Origin of the sequence: Aquabacterium humicola (genome assembly GCF_030167915.1) — a bacterium.
Taxonomy (GTDB): Bacteria; Pseudomonadota; Gammaproteobacteria; order Burkholderiales; family Burkholderiaceae_C; genus Pseudaquabacterium; species Pseudaquabacterium humicola.
Map to the genome: position 1 here is coordinate 1,017,951 of NZ_JARGNB010000001.1, position 14,246 is coordinate 1,032,196.

The window sequence follows — 14,246 nt, forward strand, 5'->3', positions numbered from 1 at the left end:
TGCGCTGCATCGGCAGCATCAGGGCGTGTCCAGCGCGCTGCGGATCTCGGCCATGAAGGCCTTCGCCGCGGCGGCGACCTGTTCGCGCGGCTGGTCGTTGAGGATCTGCACCAGCCGCGACCCGATCACCACCGCATCGGCGACCCGGGCCACGGCCCGGGCGGTCTGCGCATCGCGAATCCCGAAGCCTACACCCACCGGAATCTTGACATGCCGGCGGATGCGTGGCACGGCGTCGGCCACCGCCGAGGTGTCGAGGTGGCCGGCGCCGGTGACGCCCTTCAGCGACACGTAGTAGACGTAGCCCGAGGCGATGCGTGCGACCTGCTCGATGCGGGCATCGGTCGAGGTGGGTGCGAGCAGGAAGATCAGGTCGAGGCCGGCCGCCTTGAGATCGCCGGCGAAGGCTTCGCACTCCTCGGGCGGGTAGTCGACGACCAAGACGCCGTCGACACCGGCCTCCTTCGCCGCGGCGATGAAGGCGCCGGCGCCGAGCCGCTGGTCGTAACGCTCGACCGGGTTCGCGTAACCCATCAGCACGACCGGTGTCTTGTCGTCATGGCGGCGGAAGGCCTTCACCGTGTCGAAGACCTGCGGCAGCCCGATGCCCTTGGCCAGCGCGCGTTCGGACGCCTGCTGGATCACCGGGCCGTCGGCCATCGGGTCGGAGAACGGCACGCCGAGCTCGATGATGTCGGCGCCGCCGTCGGCCAGTGCGCGCATCACGTCGGCGGAGGTCTCGGCGTAGGGATCGCCGCAGGTGACGTAGGGGATCAGCGCCTTGCGATTCGCCTGCTGCAACGCGTTCAGGGTGGCGGTGATGCGGCTCATGCGCGGCCTCCCTTCACCGTCTGCCCGCGGCACGAGGGCCGGCAGAAGAACTCGGCGCCGGACAGGTCGGCGACGGTGCCGATGTCCTTGTCGCCGCGGCCGGACAGGTTCACCAGCAGGTGCTGGTCGGGCTTCATCGTCGGCGCGAGCTTCATCGCGTACGCCACGGCGTGGCTGGATTCGAGCGCCGGGATGATGCCCTCGGTGCGGCACAGGCGGTGGAAAGCTTCCAGCGCCTCGGCATCGGTGATGCCGACATACTCGGCGCGGCCGATGTCCTTCAGGTAGGCGTGCTCCGGGCCGACGCCGGGGTAGTCGAGTCCGGCGGAGACCGAGTGCGTCTCGGTGATCTGGCCGTTGTCGTCCTGCAGCAGGTAGGTGCGGTTGCCGTGCAGCACGCCCGGCGAGCCGGCGGACAGCGACGCCGCATGCTTGCCGCTGTCGAGGCCCTGCCCCGCGGCCTCGACGCCGATCAGCCGCACGTTGTCGTACGGGATGTACGGGTAGAAGATGCCCATCGCGTTGCTGCCGCCGCCGACGCAGGCGATCACCGCGTCGGGCTGGCGGCCGATCTGCGCCGGCATCTGCGTCAGGCACTCGTCGCCGATCACGCGCTGGAAGTCGCGCACCATCGTCGGGTACGGGTGCGGGCCGGCCACCGTGCCGATGATGTAGAAGGTGTTCTCGACGTTGGTGACCCAGTCTCGCAGCGCCTCGTTCAGTGCGTCCTTCAGCGTCCTGCTGCCGGATTCGACCGGCACCACCTTGGCGCCCAACAGGTGCATGCGGTAGACGTTCGGCGACTGGCGCTTGACGTCCTCGCTGCCCATGTAGACGACGCACTCGATGCCGTAGCGCGCGCAGATCGTCGCGGTGGCCACGCCGTGCTGGCCGGCGCCGGTCTCGGCGATGACGCGCGGCTTGCCCATGCGCCTGGCCAGCAGCGCCTGGCCGATGGTGTTGTTGACCTTGTGCGCGCCGGTGTGGTTGAGGTCCTCGCGCTTGAGGTGGATCTGCGCGCCGCCGAGCTCGCGCGACAGCCTCGCCGCGTGGTAGATCGGGCTCGGGCGGCCGACGAAGTGCTGCAGCTCGTGCCGGAACTCGGCCTGGAAGGCCGGATCGACGCGGTACTTGTCGTACGCGGCCTTCAGCTCGTCGAGCGCATGGACCAGCGTCTCGGCGACGAAGCTGCCGCCATAGAAGGTGTTGTTGACGGGCCCGAAATGCCCGGCGGCATCGGGTTGGTGGTATTCGAACATGATGGTGTCCTGACAACGCAGGCGCCGCGCGGGGCGGTCGCCAAGGGGTTCAGTTGTCGGCGTCGGCGATGCGGGCATCCGCCTCGCGCACGGCTTCGCAGAAACGGCGCATCAGCGCGGGATCCTTGATGCCTTTGGCGCTCTCGACGCCGGAGCTCACGTCAACGGCCCAGGGCCGGACGCTCATGACCCCATCGATCACGTTTGCAGGATTCAACCCACCAGACAAAACGACCGGAAGGGGCACGTGGGCGGGAACGAGAGACCAATCGAACGCCTTTCCACCTCCGCCGTAGCCTTCGACATGGGCGTCGAGCAGCAGGCCGGCGGCGCTTGCATAAGCGGTGGCGAAGTCTAACAAAGCGAGGCCGGGCGACATGCGCGCGGCACGCAGGTAGGGGCGGCGGAAGCGTTCGCAGTCGGCGGGCGGCTCGTCGCCGTGGAACTGCAGCAGCGCGTTCGGGATGGCGTCGAGCGCCGCCTCGACCTCGTCGCGGTGCGCGTTGACGAACAGCAGCACCGGCGTCACGAAGGGCGGCAGCCGCCGCGCCAGCTCGGTGGCGCGCCGCAGGCTGACCGCGCGCGGGCTCTTCGGGTACAGCACGAAGCCGATCGCGTCGGCACCGCCGGCGACGGCGGCGTCGAGGTCGCCCTCGCGGGTGAGGCCGCAGATCTTGATGCGGGTACGGGTGGTGAGGCTCATGCGATCCAGTCCATCGCCGGCGTGTGCTCGGGCAGTCCGAGCGCGGCATCGTACTGCGGACCGACGAAGTACAGGCCCTCCGCGGCGAAGGTCGGCGCGGCAGCGTCGCGGTCGCGCGAAGCGAGCACGGCATCGATCCAGCCGGGCAGCTGCCGGGCCGTACCGACCGCCACCAGGCAGCCCATGATGTTGCGGATCATGTGGTGCAGGAAGGCGTTGCCGTGGAAATCGAAGCGCCAGTAGGCGCCGTGGCGCGTGATGTCGACGGCGTAGAGCGTCTTGACCGGGCTGGCCGCCTGGCACTCCGACGAGCGGAACGAGCTGAAGTCGTGCTCGCCGATCAGGCGTGCGGCGGCATCGCGCATCGCATCGCGGTCGAGCGGGCGGAAGCTCCAGCCGACGGCGTCGGCCTCCAGCGCCGGGCGCACCGGCGACTCGAGCAGCAGGTAGCGGTAGCGGCGGCTGCGCGCGCTGTTGCGGGCGTGGAAGTCCGGCGGCACCTCGCGGCTCCACTGCACCGCGATGTCCGGCGGCAGGTAGCGGTTGGTGCCGCGCACCCAGCTGAAGGCATCCCGCTCGACCGGGCTGTCCAGGTGCACGACCTGGTTCAGCCCATGCACGCCGGCATCGGTGCGCCCGGCGCAGAGCGTCGTGACCGGCGCGTCGACGAAGGCCGACAGCGCAGCCTCCAGCTTGTCCTGCACGGTGCGGCCGCCAGGCTGGCTCTGCCAGCCCTGGTAGGCGGTGCCGCGGTAGGCAACCCCCAGCGCGATGCGCGTGGTCACCCCAATTCGTCGAGCATGCCTTGCGCCTTGGCCTTCAGCGTGCCGCTGCTCTTGGCGATGACTTCCTCGAGCAGGTCGCGCGCGCCTTCCATGTCGCCGATCTGGCGGAATTCCTCGGCCAGCTCGAGCTTGCGCGCGATCGGGTCGGCCTCGTCCGGCGGCAGTTCGGAGTTGGGCGCGCTGATCGGCAGCGTCTCGTCGCCGGCCGGCGCGGGCGTGTTCAGCGAGAACTCGCCGAAGTCCAGCGCGGGCTCGTTGCTCGGTGCCGGGGCGGCCGTGTGGCGCGGCAGCGGGGCGGTCAGGTCGAGCGACAGGTCGTCGAGGTTGAAGTCCATCGCCGAAGGCGCGGGCGCCGGGGCACCGGTGCGCTTGGAGATCGTCACCGGCTCGTTGCCGAAATCGAAGTCGAGGTCGACGTTGGCCGGCGCGGCGGTCGAATCGGTAGGCAGCGGCCGCGTCATCTCCATCGGCGACGGCGCCGGCATCGGCGGCATCGTGGGGCTGTCGTCGAGGTCGAGGTCGAGGTCGAGCGCGCTCGCCGGCGGTTCGACCGGCAGGGTCGCGTCGCTGCCGAACATCGGCTGCTGCGACGGCAGCACCGACTGCGGCAGCGTCGTCGCGCTCAGCGGCTCGTGCACCGCCTGGCCGTCGCGCATCACCTCTTCCGGACGGCCGCCCGGCTGGTACAGCGGATTGTTCGGGTCGATGCCTCGGCCCATCTCCTGGGCCTTTTCCCAGTCCGCGCCGGTGCCCTGGGTGATCGAGAACAGCTGGGTCGCCAGCAGTTCGAAGCCCTTGGTGTCGCGCCGCTTCGCGTAGACCTCGAGCAGCTTGGTGCGGATGGCCAGGCGATCCGGCGTCGTGCGCATCGCCTCCTTGAGGATCTCCTCGGCCTGCAGGTCGCGGCCGTAGGCCAGGTAGACGTCGGCCTCGGCCACCGGATCGACGTCGCCGATCGCATCGAGCTGGCTCAGCGAGAAGCCCATCGACGAGGCGCCGGCGGACTGGTCGGTGGTATCGACCCGCTGGCCGCCGCTGGCACCGAAGAACGAGTCCGGCTGCACGCGGCTCTCGAGGAACGAGGTCTCCGAGCGGTCCTTGCGCGGGCCGCGGCCGCGCAAGCGGTAGTAGGCCAGGCCGGCGAGCACCAGCGCGATGATGCCGGCGCCGGGCAGCGCGAGCGGGCTGTCGACGATGGTGTCGAGGAAGCTCGGCTCCGGCGCGGGAGCCGGGGTCGGCTTGGCGCCGCCGAGCGACGGTGCGGAAGGCTTCGCCGGCGCCGCCGCGGGGGCTGGTGCGGGTGCGGGTGCGGGTGCGGCCGCCGACGGGGTGGCGGCGGGCGCCGGGGACGGAGCCGGCGCCTGTGCCACCGGCGCCGGCGCGGGCGGTGTCGGCGCAGCGGCGGGCGCCGGGGCCGGCGCGGACGGCGCCTGGGCGGCGGCGGTGCCCTGCTGCAGCTTCTTCAGTTCCTCGACGTTGCGGGTGAGTTCGGCGACGCGCGTCGCGTTGTCCTTGCGCTCGGTCGACTTGGAGATCGCCGCTTCCGGCGCCGACGCAGCCTGCGACAGCTTCAGCTTGTCCGGCGAGGTGGCGCCGGCGGACTTGCGGTCGTCGACGGCGGCCTGCACCTTGCCGCGCGCCTGCCGGCCGGCTTCACCGGTGCCGGTCGCCGGCGCGCCTTCGGCCAGGCGATGCCGGTAGCTGCCGAAGTCGGCGCTCTGCGCGACGATGACCTCGCGCGCTTCGGCCGGCGTGATCGCCTTGACGGTTTCGGCCGACGGCACCGACAGCACGACACCGGACTTGAGCCGGTTCATGTTGTTGCCGATGAAAGCGTCCGGGTTGCCGCGGAACAGGCCGACCAGCATCTGGTCGAGCGCGACACCGGGGCGCTGCGTGCGGCTGGCGACGCGCGACAGCGTGTCGCCCGGACGCACGGTGTAGCTGTCGCCACCCGCTGCCGGCGCGGGGGCGGGCGCGGGACGCGGCGCGGCGGCCACCGGCGGGGGCGCCGGTGCGCGCGGCGCAGGTGCGGGGGCGGCTGCCGTGGGCGCCGGGGCGGGCGCGGCCGGCGCCGGCGCCATCGACGGGGCGACCGGGGCCTGCGCCTGCACCGGCGGCGCCTGGCGCGAGGTCGGCGGGTCGATCAGCAGCGTGAACTCGCGCACCAGGCGGCCGTTGGCCCAGGTCAGCTCGAGGATGACGTCGACGAAGGGTTCCTGCACCGCACGATCGGTCTGCACGCGCAGGTAGGGGCGGCCATCGGGGCGGCGGGCCAGCACGGCCTGGGCGCCGGCCAGCGCGCTGTTGTATTCGACACCGGCGGCGCGGTAGGCGTCGGGCGACGCGATGCGCACCGACAGCGTCGACGCCTCTTCCGGCGTCAGCGTCGTGATGTCGATCTCGGCGCGCAGCGATTCGCCGAGCGCCGATTGCACGTTCAGCCGGCCCAGGCCGAGGGCCCAGGCGTCGACGACGGGCGAACCGAGTGCAGCCGCCGCGGCAAGCGCCAGTGCAGTGCGGGCAGTGAGGAACGTGCGTTTGTTCAAGGCGTCTCCACAAAGGCTTCGGCGGACCTGTTCAGGCCCGCCGCCAGAGCAATCATCTCAGTCATCGCCGGGCCACCCCGTGCGGGGGCGCTAGGAACCCGGCGAACGCCTGGCGCACAGCCTAAATGCCCGAAACCACAATAGCATCAAGCATATAGGCTGACAAGCTCATGCAAAACCTGACGTTCTGCATGATCCTGCACAGCCGTTGCGACTGGTTGCCAGATGTTGCCTTCTGGCAACGCCTGTTTTCGGCCCGCGTTACTGGTCGAGCAGGATGCGCAGCATACGGCGCAGCGGCTCGGCTGCGCCCCACAGCAGCTGGTCGCCGATGGTGAACGCGCCGAGGTAATCCGGGCCCATCGCCAGCTTGCGCAGGCGGCCGACCGGGATCGTCATCGTGCCGGTCACCGCCACCGGCGTCAGGTCGCGGATGGTGGCTTCGCGCGTATTCGGGACCACCTTCACCCACTCGTTGTCGGCGGCGATCATGGCCTCGATGTCGGCCAGCGGCACGTCCTTCTTCAGCTTGAAGGTCAGCGCCTGGCTGTGGCAGCGCATCGCGCCGACACGCACGCAGAAGCCGTCGACCGGAATGGCCGCAGTGCCGAACCCCTCGCCCTGGCCAAGGATCTTGTTGGTCTCGGCCATGCCCTTCCACTCTTCCTTGGATTGGCCATTGCCCAGGTCCTTGTCGATCCACGGGATCAAAGAGCCGCCGAGCGGCACGCCGAAGTTCGCCGTCTCCTCGGCCGACAGCGCACGCTGCTTGGCGATGACCTGGCGGTCGATCTCGAGGATCGCGCTCTTCGGATCGTCGAGCAGCGCCTTGACCGATGCGTTCAGCGTGCCGTACTGCGTCAGCAGCTCGCGCATGTGCTGCGCGCCGCCGCCGGAGGCCGCCTGGTAGGTCTGCGTGCTCATCCACTCGACGAGGCCCGCCTTGTACAGCGCACCGACCCCCATCAGCATGCAGCTGACCGTGCAGTTGCCACCGATCCAGTTCTTGCCGCCCTTGGCCAGCGCGTTCTTGATCACCGGCATGTTGACGGGGTCGAGGATGATGACCGCGTCGTCCTTCATGCGCAGCGTGGACGCCGCGTCGATCCAGTGGCCGTTCCAGCCCGCCGCGCGCAGCTTCGGGAAGACCTCGGTCGTGTAGTCGCCGCCCTGCGCGGTGATGACGATGTCGCAGCGCTTGAGCTGCTCGATGTCGAACGCGTCCTGCAGCCGGGTTTCGTTCTTCGCCATCGCCGGGGCGGCGCCACCGGCATTGCTGGTGGAGAAGAACAGCGGTTCGATCAGCGCGAAGTCACCTTCGGCCTGCATCCGCTCCATCAGCACGGAACCGACCATTCCGCGCCAGCCGACCAATCCAACGAGAGCCATATCAATCACCTTTCCGTCGATCCGGACCCCAGCTTCCCCGGCTCGAATCGCCGGGGTCCAGGTGTGGGGCGAAACGAATCCGGAGCTGGGTCAGCTCTTGGTAATGGTGGTAATGGTTTTGACCGACGCGCCACGGACGGCCGAGACCACGGCATCGCCCATTTCGCGCGTGCTCACCTTCTGCGTGCCCTCGGACCAGATGTCGGCCGTGCGAAGCCCGGCGGACAGCACCGTGCGCACCGCGGATTCGATCCGGTCGGCGGCTTCGGCTTGGTTGAGGGAGAAGCGGAGCATCATGGCTGCGGACAGGATTGTAGCCAGAGGATTGGCGATGCCCTTACCGGCGATGTCCGGCGCGCTGCCGTGGCTGGGTTCGTAGAGGCCCTTGTTGTTCCGGTCCAACGACGCCGACGGCAGCATGCCGATCGAACCGGTCAGCATCGCGGCCTCGTCTGACAGGATGTCGCCGAACATGTTGCCGGTGACGACGACGTCGAACTTCTTCGGCGCCTTCACCAGCTGCATCGCCGCGTTGTCGACGTACATGTGGTCGAGCGCTACGTCCGGGTACTGCACATGCACCTCGGTGACGACGTCCTTCCAGAACTGGAAGGTCTCCAGCACGTTGGCCTTGTCGACGCTGGTGACGCGCTTGCCGCGCTTGCGCGCCGCCTGGAACGCGACATGCGCGATGCGCTCGATCTCGGGCTTCGAGTAGCGCATCGTGTCGAAGGCTTCCTCGGCGCCGGGGAAGTGGCCGTCGACCGCGGTGCGGCGGCCGCGCGGGGCGCCGAAGTAGATGTCGCCGGTGAGCTCGCGGATGATCAGGATGTCCAGCCCCGCGACCAGCTCCGGCTTCAGGCTCGACGCATGCGTCAGCTGCTCGTAGCAGATCGCCGGACGGAAGTTGGCGAAAAGGCCCAGGTGCTTGCGCAGGCCCAGGATCGCCTGCTCGGGCCGCAGCGCGCGCTCGAGCTTGTCGTACTTCCAGTCGCCGACGGCGCCGAACAGCACCGCGTCCGCGGCCTTCGCGAGGTTCAGCGTGGCTTCCGGCAGCGGATGGCCGTGCGCTTCGTACGCGGCACCGCCGACCAGCGCGGTCTCCGACTCGAAGGACAGGTCCAGGGCCTGCAGCACCTTGACGGCTTCGGCGACGATTTCGGTACCGATGCCGTCGCCCGGCAGGATCGCGATCTTCATGGGAATGTCTTTCGAAGGATCAGTGGGAATCTCGGGGGTCGCCCAGCCAGTGCACCAGGCGGTACTCGCAGGCCTTGAAGACGACGTAGGCGGCCATCGCGACGAAGCCGCTGACCAGCAGCTCGGCCAACTGCGCGGCACCGCCGTCCATCAGGCCCTGCCAGCCGTGGTCGAGCAGCAGGGCGCCGTTGGCACGCAGCAGGAAGAACAGGTTCAGCGAGCCGACGCCGAACGCAAAGAACGCGAGGCTCATCACGACGAAGCTGAGCCACAGCCGGCTCAGCACGATCCGATGGAACCAGCGCTTGATCACCGATGCCACGTCTTTTGAAGGCTAGAGCTCGCGGTGCGCGAGCCAGGGCATCTTCGCCAGCCGCTCGGCCTCGAAGGCCTTGATCTTGTCGGCGTGGCGCAAGGTCAGGCCGATGTCGTCGAAGCCGTTGACCAGGCAGTACTTGCGGAAGGGCTGCACGTCGAAGTTGATCTCGGTGCCATCGCCCTTGACCACCACCTGCCGCGGCAGGTCGATCGTCAGCCGGTAGCCGGGAAAGGCGGCGACCTCGTCGAACAGCTGCGAGACCACCGATGCCGGCAGCACGATCGGCAGCACGCCGTTCTTGAAGCAGTTGTTGAAGAAGATGTCGGCGAAGCTGGGCGCGATCAGCGCGCGGAAGCCGTACTGCTCCAGCGCCCACGGTGCGTGCTCGCGGCTGGAGCCGCAGCCGAAGTTCTCGCGCGCCAGCAGCACCGAGGCGCCGGCGTAGCGCGGCTGGTTCAGCACGAAATCCGGGTTCGGCTTACGCGCGGCCGGGTCCTGGCCGGGCTGGCCCGGGTCGAGGTAGCGCCATTCGTCGAACAGGTTCGGGCCGAAGCCCGAGCGCTTGATCGACTTCAGGAACTGCTTCGGGATGATCGCGTCGGTGTCGACGTTGGCGCGGTCCATCGGGGCGACGAGGCCCTGGTGCACGGTGAAGGCTTGCATGGCGGGTGGTTCCTCAGACGCGGCGAATGTCGACGAAGTGGCCGTTCAGCGCGGCCGCCGCGGCCATCGCCGGGCTGACCAGGTGCGTGCGGCCGCCGGCGCCCTGCCGGCCTTCGAAGTTGCGGTTGCTGGTCGACGCGCAGCGTTCGCCAGGCTCGAGCCGGTCGGCGTTCATCGCCAGGCACATCGAGCAGCCCGGCTCGCGCCATTCGAAGCCCGCGGCCTTGAAGACCTCGTGCAACCCCTCGGCCTCGGCCTGCGCCTTCACCAGGCCCGAGCCCGGCACGACCAGCGCAAGCTTCACGTTGCCCGCCACCTTGCCGCCGATGCGGCGCACGACGGCAGCAGCCTCACGCATGTCCTCGATGCGGCTGTTGGTGCACGAGCCGATGAAGACCTTGTCGATGCGCACGTCCGCGATGGCCTTGTTCGGCTCCAGGCCCATGTAGGCCAGCGCACGCTCGATCGCGCCGCGCCGCACGTCGTCCTTCTCCTTCTCGGGATCGGGCACGCGGTCCTCGATCGACAGCACCATCTCCGGCGAAGTGCCCCAGGTGACCTGCGGCTTCAACTGGCTGGCATCGAGCTCGACCACCTTGTCGAAGTGCGCGCCAGGGTCGGAATGCAGCGTGCGCCAGTGCGTGATGGCATGTTCCATCTCGACGCCCTTGGGCGCGAACGGCCGCCCCTGGACGTACGCGATCGTGATGTCGTCGACGGCCACCAGGCCCGCGCGCGCGCCGGCCTCGATCGCCATGTTGCAGACCGTCATGCGGCCTTCCATGCTCAGCGCGCGAATCGCGGAGCCGCCGAACTCGATCGTGTAGCCGGTGCCGCCGGCCGTGCCGATCCTGCCGATGATCGCCAGCACGATGTCCTTCGCGGTCAGGCCGCGAGCGAGCGTGCCGTCGACCTTCACGAGCATGTTCTTCGCCTTCTTGGCGAGCAGCGTCTGCGTCGCCAGCACGTGCTCGACCTCGCTCGTGCCGATGCCGTGCGCCAGCGCGCCGAAGGCGCCGTGCGTCGACGTGTGGCTGTCCCCGCAGACCACCGTCATGCCCGGCAGCGTCGCACCCTGCTCGGGGCCGATGACGTGCACGATGCCCTGGCGCTTGTCGAGGAACGGGAAGTACGCGGCGGCGCCGAAGGCGGCGATGTTGGTGTCCAGCGTCGTGATCTGCTGCTTGCTGATCGGGTCGGCGATGCCGTCGTAGCCGCGCTCCCAGCCGGTGGTGGGCGTGTTGTGGTCGGCGGTGGCGACGACCGAGCTGATGCGCCAGACCTTGCGGTCGGCCAGGCGCAGCCCCTCGAAGGCCTGCGGGCTGGTGACCTCGTGCACCAGGTGGCGGTCGATGTACAGCACGGACGTGCCGTCTTCCTCGGTGTGGACGACGTGTTCGTCCCAGAGCTTGTCGTAGAGGGTGCGGGGGGCGGCGCTCATGTCACGGCTTCCTCGGTCGGGGGCGGGATTGTCGCGCTGCGGGTTTCGGCTCGGAAGCCTGGGCCACGGGCGCGGGCATGTCGGAAACGACGGGCAGATCAGGCGAAGCGGCGGGGCACAGCGCGTCGACGAAGCGCTGCACGATGGTCGGCAGCACCTCCTGCGGCCTTACAGCCAGCAGGTAGTGGCGGCGCGCCCAGTCTTCGTGCAGCGCCAGCGGCTGCACGGCAAAGATGCGGCCGGCGCGCTCGGCGACCAGCGCCGGCAGGATCGCGACGCCGAGGCCGGCCTCGACCAGCTGCGCGATGGCATCGAAGCCGCGCACCTGGATGCGTTCGTTCAGCGGCCGGCCCAGTGCCTGCGCACGCTCGCGCATCAGCTCATGCGCGGCGGCCCCGAGGTGCAGGCCGACGATGTCGAAGTCCAGCAGCGCATCGAAGGCCACCGCGCCACGCTTCGCCAGCACGTGGCCCTGCGGCACCAGCACCGCGAGACGGCCCTCGCGGTACGGACAGCAGCGCAGCTCGGCCTCGTGCTGCGGCGGCACGAAGATGCCGACGTCGGCGCGGCCGGTGGCCACCGCGGCCTGCACCTCGGCGCTGGTCAGGTCCTCGAGGCTGATGCGGATGCCCGGATGGGCTTTCGAGAACGCCGCCAGGTCGGCCGGCAGCCATTCGGCGATCGCGCTGGCATTGGCCGCCACCCGCAGGTGGCCCTTGATGCCGCGCGAGAACTCGACCACCTCGCTCTCCAGCGCATGCAGCGCGGTGTTCAGCGAGCGGATGTGGCGCACCAGCGCACGGCCGGCCTCGGTGGGCTCGACGCCGCGCGCGCGGCGCTCGAACAGCGGCACGCCCAGGCGCGCCTCGAGGTCCGACAGCCGCTTGCTCGCCGCGGCCAGCGCCAGGTGCTCGCGCTCGGCGCCACGCGTGATGCTGCGCGTCTCGGCGATGGCGAGCACGAGGTTGAGGCTGGTGAGGTCGAAGCGCATGGCGGCGAAGGGGCGGACCGCAATGATGCGCGAAGGCTCGGCGCCGTGTGCACGGGAAACAGAAATCCAGGCTTCGCGATCAGCGAAACCTTGGACCATCCAGCGGGCGGATCACTCCCGCTGCTGGGCTGCCAGCACCTCGCGCACCGCCGTCAGCTGCCGGCGCGACACCGCCAGCCAGTCGCCATTGCTCATCTGCACCGACCAGCCTTCTTCGCCGTCGTCGTCGCCGCGGCGTTCGAGCGCGCGCACCGCCGACACCGCGACCACCGCGTTGCGGTGCACGCGCAGGAAACCGTCGCCGAGGCGCTGCTCCAGGTCGGCCAGCGCGTCGTCCAGCGTCCAGCGCCCGCGGCCGCTGCACAGCGTCACGTACTTCTGCTCGGCCTTCAGGTAGATCACCTCGGCGGCCGGCACCCGCAGCACGCGGCCGCGGTCGCTGACGACCAGCACGGGCCCGGTCGGCGCGGACTCGGCGCGCTGCACGCGGCGCTCGGCGGCACGCAGCAGCGCGGCCTGCAGGCGTTCGCGGCGCACCGGCTTGGTCAGGTAGTCGGTCGCGTCGACCTCGAAGGCCCGCAGCGCATGGTCGGCGTGCGCGGTGACGAAGACCACCAGTGGCGGCTCGGGCTGGCGCCGCAGGTCGTCGGCGAAGCCGAGGCCGTCGCGGCCGGGCATCGCGATGTCCAGCAGCACGAGGTCGCAGGGCGTCTGCTGCAGCAGCGCGAGCGCGGCCGACGCGTCGCCGGCCTCGCCGACCACCCGCGCCGGCGGCTCGGTATTGGCCTCGATCAGCGAGCGCAGCCGCAGCCGCGCGAGCGGCTCGTCGTCGACGATCAGCACCGACAGCGGGGTTCGTTCCATCGTTGTGATTCCTACAGCGGCAGGTCGATGCGCGCCCGCCAGAGGCCATCGACGACGCCGGTTTCCAGCCCGGCGGCGACATCGTGCAGCAGCCGCAGCCGCTCGCGCACGTTGGCCAGCGCGATGCCGCTGCCGGGCGGGCCGGGTTCGTCGGGCAGCGTATTGGTGACGGTCAGCTCGGCCGTGCCCAGGCGCGCGCGGGTGCGCACCAGGATGCGGCCGCCGCCCACCGCCGGCTCGATGCCGTGGCGCACCGCGTTCTCGACCAGCGGCTGCAGCACCAGCGGCGGCACGCGCGCGCCGGCCGCGGCCGGATCGAGGTCCCAGGTGACCTGCAGGCGGTCGCCGAAGCGCAGCTTCTCGATCGCCAGGTAGCGCTGCGCGAGCTCGATCTCCTCGTCCAGCGTCACCGCGGCACCGGTCTCGGCCAGCGCCACGCGGAACAACTGCGCCAGGTCCTCCAGCACCGTCTCGGCGCGGTCGGGGTCGATGCGCACCAGCGCCAGCGCGGTGTTCAGCGCGTTGAACAGGAAGTGCGGCCGGATGCGCGACTGCAGCTCGGCCAGTCGGGCACCGATCTCGATCGGCTGCGCCGCGCGCGAGCGCAGGCCGAGCCAGCTCCAGACCAGCGTCGCGATCGCCGCGCCGCCGACCGCGGCGGCCCCGGCGGCGAAGGGCGTCGCCGGGGCCAGCGCGAGCACCGCGATCGAGCCCCAGCCGATCACCGCCGCACTGGCGCCCAGCAGCGCGATCAGCGACTGGCGCACGCGCTGGCGCAGGCGCCCGAGCCACGGCCGCAGCGCGCACACCGTCGGCAGCCAGACCAGGCTGGCGCCGAGCGACGCAAAGGCCAGCGTGGCCGCGCGCCACAGCCAGTCGATCCAGCCGACCGACGCCGGCAGCGTCGCCACCGCCACCACCAGCTGCACGAAGATCATCACGCGCAGCCCCAGCGCGGGCCGGCACAGGTCGAACTGCGAGCTCAGGCGCTCGCGTTCGCGCTGCTCGTGTTCGTGCAGCGGGTCGAAGGCGCTGACCTCGAAGAAGGCGCTGCGGCCATTGCGCGGCAGCCGCGTGGTGTCGGGCCACAGGCTCGCGGGACGGCTGGGCGATTCACCGGCCGGTGGCGCCGGGGGGTCGGGCTCGGATCGGATCGGCGTGGCCATCGAGGGACGCGCTGCGGGCGGCGTCGCGGCGGAAGGTGCCCGGGATAATACGGGCTGTCGGCCGCGCGTTCGTGCAGCCCTCCCCC

The 14,246-nt window shown here is 70.5% G+C and carries 13 protein-coding genes; all 13 read right to left on the reverse strand.

Features of this window, described 5'->3' with window-relative positions; all coding sequences use genetic code 11:
* Positions 1-18: 18 nt before the first annotated feature.
* Positions 19-831 carry a tryptophan synthase subunit alpha gene (gene trpA / locus P1K89_RS04475; protein WP_284615161.1) on the reverse strand — a complete coding sequence of 271 codons (813 nt, stop codon included), beginning with the start codon at positions 829-831 and terminating at the stop codon, positions 19-21.
* Entirely contained in the window at positions 828-2,090 is a 1,263-nt protein-coding gene (gene trpB / locus P1K89_RS04480) for a tryptophan synthase subunit beta (RefSeq protein WP_284615162.1), read from the reverse strand. Before trpB ends, trpA begins: the two co-directional genes overlap by 4 nt.
* Before the next feature lie 49 nt (positions 2,091-2,139).
* Positions 2,140-2,793 (reverse strand): phosphoribosylanthranilate isomerase, encoded by a 654-nt coding sequence (locus P1K89_RS04485; protein ID WP_284615163.1) that lies wholly within the window; start codon positions 2,791-2,793, stop codon positions 2,140-2,142.
* Entirely contained in the window at positions 2,790-3,578 is a 789-nt protein-coding gene (gene truA / locus P1K89_RS04490; protein ID WP_284615164.1) for a tRNA pseudouridine(38-40) synthase TruA, read from the reverse strand. Before truA ends, P1K89_RS04485 begins: the two co-directional genes overlap by 4 nt.
* Complete coding sequence (locus tag P1K89_RS04495) at positions 3,575-6,127, reverse strand: motility hub landmark protein FimV (RefSeq protein WP_284615165.1); 2,553 nt, start codon at positions 6,125-6,127, stop codon at positions 3,575-3,577. The genes truA and P1K89_RS04495 overlap by 4 nt, the downstream gene beginning before the upstream one ends.
* A gap of 261 nt (positions 6,128-6,388) precedes the next feature.
* A complete protein-coding gene (gene asd / locus P1K89_RS04500) occupies positions 6,389-7,516 on the reverse strand; it encodes an aspartate-semialdehyde dehydrogenase (RefSeq protein ID WP_284615166.1) in 1,128 nt (375 codons plus the stop codon).
* A gap of 90 nt (positions 7,517-7,606) precedes the next feature.
* On the reverse strand, positions 7,607-8,716 hold the full coding sequence (leuB, locus tag P1K89_RS04505; protein ID WP_284615167.1) for a 3-isopropylmalate dehydrogenase: 1,110 nt from the start codon (positions 8,714-8,716) through the stop codon (positions 7,607-7,609).
* 19 nt (positions 8,717-8,735) lie between these two features.
* Positions 8,736-9,029, reverse strand: coding sequence for a hypothetical protein (locus tag P1K89_RS04510; RefSeq protein WP_284615168.1), 294 nt, complete (start codon positions 9,027-9,029; stop codon positions 8,736-8,738).
* A gap of 21 nt (positions 9,030-9,050) precedes the next feature.
* A complete protein-coding gene (gene leuD / locus P1K89_RS04515; RefSeq protein ID WP_284615169.1) occupies positions 9,051-9,698 on the reverse strand; it encodes a 3-isopropylmalate dehydratase small subunit in 648 nt (215 codons plus the stop codon).
* A gap of 13 nt (positions 9,699-9,711) precedes the next feature.
* Complete coding sequence (gene leuC, locus P1K89_RS04520; RefSeq protein ID WP_284615170.1) at positions 9,712-11,139, reverse strand: 3-isopropylmalate dehydratase large subunit; 1,428 nt, start codon at positions 11,137-11,139, stop codon at positions 9,712-9,714.
* Position 11,140: 1 nt separating this feature from the next.
* Positions 11,141-12,130 carry a LysR family transcriptional regulator gene (locus tag P1K89_RS04525; protein WP_284615171.1) on the reverse strand — a complete coding sequence of 330 codons (990 nt, stop codon included), beginning with the start codon at positions 12,128-12,130 and terminating at the stop codon, positions 11,141-11,143.
* A gap of 111 nt (positions 12,131-12,241) precedes the next feature.
* The gene (locus P1K89_RS04530; protein ID WP_284615172.1) at positions 12,242-12,994 is read right to left on the reverse strand and encodes a LytR/AlgR family response regulator transcription factor; all 753 of its coding nucleotides are present in this window, start codon (positions 12,992-12,994) and stop codon (positions 12,242-12,244) included.
* A gap of 11 nt (positions 12,995-13,005) precedes the next feature.
* On the reverse strand, positions 13,006-14,160 hold the full coding sequence (locus P1K89_RS04535) for a sensor histidine kinase (protein ID WP_284615173.1): 1,155 nt from the start codon (positions 14,158-14,160) through the stop codon (positions 13,006-13,008).
* Between the last annotated feature and the right edge of the window lie 86 nt (positions 14,161-14,246).